Annotated in this window: 1 protein-coding gene; it reads right to left on the bottom strand. The window is 38.6% G+C overall.

The annotated features are described in order from the left end of the window. A partial coding sequence (locus tag HT728_RS06880) for a YSIRK-type signal peptide-containing protein (RefSeq protein ID WP_173234474.1) occupies positions 1-9,269 on the bottom strand: 9,269 nt, incomplete at its 3' end. Between the last annotated feature and the right edge of the window lie 362 nt (positions 9,270-9,631).

Below are 9,631 nucleotides of genomic sequence, written 5' to 3'. Positions count from 1 at the left end.
ACTCCTGCAATGGTTACTTTCGTGCCATTCGCATATGGTGTATCACCATCTTTATTAATGTGGTATGTCACATTTCCTGTTGCTGGATCTTGTGTTCCAGTGACGACTGCTGTTGTTGCGTCTTTCAACTTCGCTGGAATTTCTTTGTCCTCTGCAGTTTCTGCTGGAAGTTTCGTGTCTTCTGTTACAGTAACTTTACCTGTTTGTACTGTATCTTTCAGTTGGTCGTTCTTAATTGTGATTGTACCATCTTTGACTTTGAATGTTTCGTTTATTCCTGGGACAGTCACTACAGAACCATCTGGGTAATTAGTATCGTCATGTCGTTTAATTGTTAATGTTACGTCTCCTGTTGTGCCATCTTGCTTGTTGACCGTTACATTAGGTGCAGCTGGCGCAACTTTTAGTGTGACATTAGTTTTTTCTTGAGAACCATCGTTATAGGTAATTACTACTGGTACTTGTTTTTCCTTATCAGCTTCTAGTTCTGGTAATTGTCCATCAGATGTAACAGATTTTATACCTGCTTTTTGATATGTTTTTGTTACGCCGTTTTCAATAACTCCTGTGACTCCTGTTGCTGAATATAAATCTGTTCCAGTAAAGTGATCCGTTGGTTTCTTAATAATGTCTGCTTTTGTAACTTCATGTGCTGTTAAAGTATGTGCTCCTTCATCAGATACTGCTTCAACATCACCTTCGCCTTTGCTTGCAGTTGCTGTTACTGTAGTATTTACCAAGTTACGTGGAATTTCGATACTTCCATCATGAACGCTTACTCCATTAGGTTGTCCTGTTACTTGCCATCCATTTTGAGCATCTTTTGTTACTACAACACTTCCTGATTTTAGAGAAATTGTAATTTTATCCCCTGAATTTGTAGAATTTGGTGTTACTTTTACATTTCCATTTTGCCATTGTCCTACTGCTGGGGCGCTTGGAGTTGCTTCTTTAACAGCTACATATACTTTAACTTGACTTCCTTCTTTACCTTGACTATCTACTGCCGCTAAAGTAACTTCATATAATCCGGCTGGTGTTGTACCACTACCATTTGCTGAAGGTATTTGCGAAATAATCTTAACATTTCCTGTTCCGTATGGTTTTTCAGTTTCAGCAGTCCGACCATCTTCTGGATCTGTTACTGTTACCAAATCTTTTAACACATCGGCTGTCAACGCTGTTCCAGAATCATAGACTTTTCTATGAGTTGTATCTTTTCCTTCATCACCTTTTACTTTAATAGTAGGTGCTGTATTCGTAACATTAACAACTTTCCAATTACCAGCTGCTGTTGGGTCTTGTCCTGCTTCTGGTTGGTATTCTACACGCAAACCTAGTCCCTTGCCGTAGGTTGCTGTATTATCTCCGTTAGCAGCTTCTTCTCTAATATGAAGTTTCTTACCGTTACTTTCTTCATTAAGAGGAATAGTAATAATATTTTCTGCTGGATTAGTCTTGCTTGCAGTAGAACTAATAGTTCCAACATATCCATTAGCATCTGTCACACTAGTACTATCAGTACGAGTTGCTTCTGTATGCCAATTACCATCTGTGCCACGTACGAGAACGATACTATTTGCTTTATCCCCTGTTTCTTGATTGTTATGGAATCGCAATTCAACCCGTTTAGCATCATGTGGAACTGTAATATCAATATGCTTGCTACCAGCAATTGTTGACGCTACTGAGTAATCACCCATTGTGACTTCTTTTTCATCACTTGTAGTAGAAACTGTTCCACCTGTGACTGTATTCTCTACTGTAATACCTGATGGTTTAGTAGTTTCTCCGTTTTTAGCGACTGACTGACGAAGTTTCACAGTATCAGGAAGCGTAGCTGTCCATTTATCTCCAGTGATTGTCACGCGCCCATCTGCACTAGATAGAACGGTATTTTTCTCATCGTTGAGATGAACTTTGACTACTTTATTAGGGTCGTTAAATCCACCTAATGTACCGCTTAATGTACGACTAGTTGAAGTGACCGCATCCGAATCAAATGTTGGTTTTTGAGGAGTGACTTGGACATCATTACTGTTTGCAGATGACAAGTTATAGGCTGTAGTTCCGCTACCACCCTCAACTTTAACCACCGCATGAACCTTTTCTCCAAGAGTTAGATTAGAAGTATAATTAGCAGTATCAAAACGAACTGAACCCGCTCCGCGAGTGATCTCATCACTACTTAACTCTTTAGAAGCAACTTTAGTACCACCTTGGTACAATTCCACCGTTACCCTAGCATTTCCCTCTAACTGATTAGCTGTTGGAATATTACTAATGGTAACCGCTGGTCTAGTAGCTCCTTTGCCATGGAAAGCGTCTGTAGCAATTGTAGGCGCTTGTGGTTTCACGGCTAGCGTTACTGTAATATCTTGGTCGTTGTAGTTATAAGTTTCATCTCCACGAGCGCTTCTTACACTATTACCATAATAAACATTAACGTTTTCTTCACGTTTACCAATTTTATTTTCGGGATTATATGATTTTTTGGTATTCTTATTCCACCAACTAATAACAGTTCTATCTGGGTTAGCTAAAGTACTACTTGGTTTTACAAAGTCACTAGCTTTTATTTTTGCAAATTCACTACCTACCGTAGTCTCTGCAAAATCCTTTCCAGTTTCATATTTCGCTTCATTACCATAAGTCTTGAAGATAACTGTTTTTTCTACAGTTCCCGCTCCATTTGGATAAGTAACAACAATTGTATGAGTTGATTCCCCAGCTTCTGTACTAGTAGGAGTTCCATTTTTAAATGTAATCGTTGTTCCTTGTGGTTTTGTTCCACCTTCAAACTCTACATAGAAATCAGCTGCAGCCTCTTTCGTGCGACCACCTGTTCTCCATACACTCGACGTCAATGGTTGCCCAACGATTTCATCGTAGGTTTTCACTTCTTTGCCATCTACCTTACGAAGCGTCACAGTTGGATATACCGTCACCGGAACATCTACATCTGTCGAAGTATAACCATTCGCACTAACCGTTACAGTTTTAGTCGAATTTTCTACTGCTGTCGCTGTTGTTGGTTTATTTCCATCTTTCCACGCTGCAGTTAAAGTAACCCCTGTAGGTACTTCCACAAAATTACTTGCAGTATCTACATTGTCGATTGTTCCATCTTTAATCGCATAGATAGGTTTAGGTTTCACAGCAACTAGGTTAACCGTTTTAACAGTTTTATTCCCTTTTTTATCACGAACAAGAACGGTTATATCCGTCTTAGAAGTTGTAGCGATACTTCCTGTTATCGTCTTATTCGCACTGTTATATTGCAAGCCTGCTGGTAGATTTTTCACTTCTACCTTGCTATCATCTAGCCCCACTCCTGAGTCAGATACGTTCAAGTTTAAGGTGATTTGTTTTCCAGCTTGAACAAGTTGTATTCCTAAACCAACTGTAGGACCTGTCTTATCTCCGTTCTGAGCAGTTGCGCTATTCTCTGAGCTCTCTACGTTATCAGATGTTATAGCTTTAGCAAGTACCGGACTGCCATCTTTAACTGCAACATCATTTATGGTAATTGCACCTGAGGTTTGATCAATACTGATGCCATCTTTTTTACCTTCTGTAATGCTCCACTTGTTCTGATTATTTTTTTCCGCCTTAACAGTTGTTGGATTATGTTCTTCGAATGTGTCCTTCTCTGTATCTGTTAAATGACTAATAGTCGGAGACGGAGTATAAGTCACCTGAATTTTATTGACATTTGTTTCGTTGGTGTTGCTAATCGTCACACCACCGTCAGTGTCAGCAGTTACCGTTGGAGCTGTTGGTTTAACTTCTACCGTTACGGTTTTTTCTTCAGAAGTCTTGCCTTGACTATCTACCGCTTTGTATTTGACACGATATACACCTGGGCGACTTGTATCCACATCTTTTGTGATTGTAGAATCATTCACAGATATAATTTCTGCATGAACTTTATTTCCGAGTGTAGCATCTTGTTTATCTTCATGGTCATCTACAGTCACCAATTTATCAAGTTCTACTGGGGTTCCATGTTCAACTATTTTCTTACCACCTTGTGGTACTACCGAAATACTTGGGGCTTGGTTTGTTACAGAAATCGCTTTCCAACCTGTCGCACTAGAGTAACTACCTTCAAATATGTTTGCTATCGCCTGAGCTTTTCCTTGATTATTAGGAGTAGATTCCTTAATAACTTCTTTCATATCTACCGTAATAGTATCTATGAAATTATCAGTTACGTAACTTCTTACTACACCATAATTGCTTTGTTTAGATACCCATGGTCCAGTAACAGTTTCTCGTTTTAATCCTAGCTCATGCTCTGCACCTGTTTTTGTATCAGTATATTTTACATAAGCTATTCCTGCATCATGCGGTACTTTTACAACTATAGTCTTAGCTCCAGCGTATAGACTATTACCTCCTTGTTCTGATGGTTGAATGGTTGTTGCTCCTAATGAAACTGGTACGTCCTTAGTATCACTTTCTACGCCATCTACAATTTGTTTTACTTTAACAGTATCACCTTGTACAAGTTGTCTTTGGGTTAATTTGTTACTCTTCAATCCTTTAGGAAGTGTTACTCTCCAAGTTCCATCTCTTCCTACAGTCACTTCATTAAGCTCTGTTCCAGATACATTTACTTTAACTTTTGCATTCGGAAGTCCTGTACCTGTTAACTCTCTATCTGTTGAAGACACTGTTGGAATTCGAATATTACCGTTTGCTTGAATGGTTGTGTTGACCGTCGGTGCTTCTGGTTTGACATTGACTCTAACATCAATTATCTTGGATGGTTGTTTTTGTGTCGCAGCTGGTGCATCATTTTCGCCTTGTGATTTTGGTAATGTTACCTTCACTTTAAGAGTTTGAACACCAGCTGTACTTGTTATAGGTGTAATCTTAGTTCCACTTTCATTAACCCATTCATAAGTCGTCCCTTGCGGTAAATCATCTGATCCTTGTACCTTCATCACCGCAGCTTTAGCATTTTCAGAATTTAGAGTGGCACCTTTTTCAACTGTAACTTTTGTATCATTTGCTTTAATATCAAACACTTTATGAACAAGAGTTTCCTCGTGTCTTAACTTTTCTCCATCAGTTGGAGTATTTGTAAATCTACCATAGTTATACTTACCACCATATGTGTAAGTTGTTGTACCTACCTTAGCAACATCAGCCTTAAGTTTTTCTCTAAAACCTGCAGCAGATTTTTCTACCCCATCACTCTCTTTATAAACCCACGTCATATTATCAGGGATATTTTTCCCTGTATTACGGTAAAAATCAGAATCACTATCATTACGTGCGACATCTTTAAAATCATAAATCGTACGAGCAATTGGGAACGTGCTTAATACTGTATAATTTACAGTGACTTTTCTTGTTGTCTGATCCTTGAATATCACAGTTGCTTCTACAGTTTTATTAACTGTCTTATTAGAGTCTGCTGGCATAGTTGTATCCAACGTCACCGTAACATTCGTACCTTCTGGAAGATCTAACTTATGTTCGCCATCTTGTAACTGCACTAAGCTGCGTTTATCTGCATCAGACAAGGTTTCCCCTTGTTTCAAGTTAATGATAGGTCGTGCTACTACATTATAGTTTTGTGCAACAGGTACATTCACTTCATCTGTAGAACGGTCTGGATAAGTCACCGTTACAGTCACAACTTTCTTACCAGCTACTGTTTTTATAGTTCCATTGTCCTTGAGTGTCTTAGTCACTCCACCTGCGTTTGTTGCTTCTGCAGATAAATTCGGTACATTTACTTGATCAGTGATTTTCTTAGTATCTTCTGTTGATGTCACTGATGTTCCAAGATTATTGAAGTTTATTGCTGTTGTCGGTTTAGTTGGATCATATTTTTCTTTTTGTTCCTTCACAACCATTTTGAACCTAACAGTTGTCGTGTTCGCTGGGTTAGTTTTATCTTTCGCTGTTACTGTAACAACTTTTTCTTCAAGCGCGTTACTTTTTTCTACAACACCTGTAATCGTATGACTTAGCGGTTTTGTTTCTGTAGCATTATCACTCGTTAACCATTGTTCACTACTTCCAACTTTATTAAACCAAATACCACTTGGCATTCCTCTTCCACTAAGTTCACTAATCTTACCTGTGTTATCAGACGCTTTTATCGTAACATTCGCTTTTTCACCACGATATACTGTCACTTTTGGTAAGTTTGCATCAGCGGTTCCTTCTGTTAAGGTAATATCACGACCGTCATCACCGACAAGTTTCACCTTTGGAGCTACTACATCTCTCGGTTTAACTATAACTTTTAATAATTTTGGTGTTGAACTTTCAGTAGTCCAGTTTTGTCGTGGACTATTGTCTCTAGCTTTTATCGTAACTGTAAAACCTGTTGACGGAAAATCGTATTCTCCATTATCTTTAGGATTTAATTTTAATGTAAGTAATGCTGTAGCGTCTGGATCTTTATCGATATATCTGCCACCTGAGAATGTTGTTGAATTTTTATTATAGCTTCCTCCAGTAATTGTATAATCAACTGTTTTAGAATTTCCTACTGAACTGAATTTAAAACCACTTCCACCTTGATTATCTTCAATTTTAACATTTAACTTGATTTCACCATTTACTTGATCGGCTAATAAAGTCAACTCTCCATTCGAGTTTCCTTGTCTCCATGTAGTTCCATCTTTAACACTAATTGTTGGTGGAGTTCTGTCTTCATTTCCTGCCGTAGCAGTAGCCTTTTCACTCATAAACTCATCTGCAGCTTTTGCTTGAGCTTCTACTGTACTGCCGTCTTTAACACTGTTTGCTGGAATTGTTATTGTTCCGTGACTTTTATCAATTGTAACATTGGTATCACCCGTCACAGTCCATGTAGAACCTTGCTTATTAGCAGTAATTACCTTATTTTGATTGTTAGATTCTTCAGTATATTTAACAGTCAAATAATCAGCATTTCCTTTAGGAGTTACTGTCACAGAACCATCTTGATTGGCAGTGATTCCTGGAGTTGCCGTACGTTGACGAATTCTTTCTGTACCATTATCACTAGGATCACTATTTCCAAAGTAGGATTTCGCTGTAACATCTGTTCCAACTCTGACATGTCCTGCTTTTAATGAGAATGAATTTCCTTTGATTTCAACTCCATCCGCACCATCCCCACTACTAGTCCACGTTCCATCCTTAGCGTTACGTGTTAAGGTTGCAGTTTTACTTTCCCCTCCAGCATTCGTATAAGAAAGTTCTACCTTATCCACGTTTTTATGTTGATCAGAATCAGCATAAGGAGTTACTGTTACTGTCCCTTCATTATTAGGTGTAACTTTCGGAGCAGCCGGCTTTTCTTGTAACCCTCTCGCCATGAAGTACATTTTTGCAACGTTATGTTCTATTGTTCTCATCCCAGCTGCATAGTATAGAGGGGCGTATGGTTTTTCCGTCTGAGTTTCGTAAGTAATAGTTATAGTGCCATTATCTGAAGTAAAGTGATACAAATGTTCAGTATTTTTATGCATGCCCTCTATGTTTCTGGCTGCTTTTTCACGAACATCATTAGGCACCGCTGTTCTAGGGATTCCTTTCGGGATGAATTTATGAGACAATTCTCCCAAGTAGTAATACTTGTCTTTATTACTATAATTAGCAGGATCTTCAGTATCATAATGACTAGTACCTACTACTTTTGGATTAATAAGTGAATTCGTTACATCTCTAAGACTGTTGAATTTTGTATTAAAGTCAAATGGACCTTTAGCAGAACCGTGGACAGCTCTTTTTCCCTCTCCTATGACAGTTTTTAACTTCCCATCGCTTCTCCATTCATTATTAAAATCACCCCCCCCTATTGAGAAATTACGTCCACCATATGTTCTTGTAATCGCCAAAGATTTTGTGATTTTATGACCTTCAGGAAGAGTAAACCAATAAAAATCATTTGTACCCCCTTGATTACTCCCATTAAAAGTTACAGTCCATGTATATTTACCGTTCCCATTGTTTTTAACTAACATTTTTGCTCTGCCTAGAACATCTCTTACTGGAACTACATTATCAGAGTCTGGATTCGAATTAATCCCTCTTTCCATCGCATACAAATACGTCTCAGCAGGCAAGTCTGAACCATCACCATTTTGAACAATATATGCTCTTTTTGTATCAAGTCCTGTTGGATTAGCTCTAAAGTCAGCACCTCGCGCCATTCTACTTCCATTTCGCAAATCACGTTTTCCTGATTTTTCACGAGTAAGTGCTAAGGCAAGTTTCTTCTCAGCTTGCTTTCCTTTTTTGAGGAGTTCTTCAATTTCAGCTGGTGTTAACTGAGGTTGTGATACATTAGCTTCAATTGATTTAACAATTTCTTCTACTCCTTCTAAAAGTTTCTTAGTCTCAGGACGTGTGATTTCATTTGCCTGTATCAGATAGGCAGACAAATCCCTTGAAATCGTTTTCAATTTTTCTTTATTCTGATTATCACTAACTTCTGACTTTGAAAGTTTAGTTGATGGAGTCCTAACTTCTCCATTAGTTGATGCTACAGGATTCTTCTCTAGGACTTTTGTAACAGCTTCCTTTGGAGTTAGTACAGTCCCCTCTGGAGCAGCCAGCGTAGTGTTTGTCAGACCTGCTTTTTCTAAGACTGGAGGAGTTGAAACTTGAGATGACAAAGCTTCCTTGACCCGACGAGTCAGGTCTTCCATGACTTTAACTTGCTCATCAACCTGTGCTTGTGTCGCTTTTGGATTCTCTAAGACCGCCTTAGCCTTTGCGAGACCTTCTTCCACTTCAGTGTGGAGAGCCTTCATGGAGTCTAAGGTCAGATTTGCCAACAAAGCTTCTAGGGTGCTTTGTGTCGATTTGGCTGCACTTGTGTCAGCTACTGGCGCTGATACTTCCTGATCCTTTTCCTTCACCACCTGAGGAATTTCTTCTTTATCGTCTATCTTAGTCTCGGGCTGAGGACTTTTAACTTCAGCTTTTGATTCTTCTTGACTTCCTTCTTCAGCTTTAGCTTCTGGAGCGCTAGATTCTCCTGCTGATTTGAGCTCAACAGGCTGTTCAACTACTGCCTTTTTCTCAGGACTCTCCTCATCTGAGTCCTGTGGATCCCCATCTGAATTTCCAGAAGGTCCAGCAACTACATCACTAGCTGTTACTGGAGACACTGCAGGGGCCTGCGCTTGCACCCCATTCGCAAAGAACATCAGAGCCGCCACCGCAACACTAGCAGCCCCAAAATGATATTTCCTTATTGAGTAACGGTAAATTTTTTCACCATTATCATCACGATATGATTTTCTCATTATCTTACCTCTCGTTTTCCCTTTCTGGAGGTACCAAAAAATACCCCCCCTTAAATATTTTAGGTATTTAAAGAAAGGATATGTTTCTTTTTATTCCCACACTTGTCAAAAGACAAATTCTGAGATAGTATTATTATATCCTATTTTCGCAAATTTGAACAGCAAAACGCGAAGTTTTTAGCAGTCTCGTGGAGACGTTAAAAAAGTAACAAAAAAGCCGATATAATAGCATTTTCTCGCGATTATATATATATATATGCACACCCTTATCTATCAACCTTATTATGGATAATATTTTAAATTTAATATAAATAAAAAACAGACCCTATCTATAGAAAGATAAAATCCGCCATTTTTTCTAT

Source organism: Streptococcus sp. 544, assembly GCF_013277385.1.
Lineage (GTDB): Bacteria > Bacillota > Bacilli > Lactobacillales > Streptococcaceae > Streptococcus > Streptococcus mitis_BA.
This window is presented reverse-complemented; position numbering and strand designations above follow the sequence as displayed.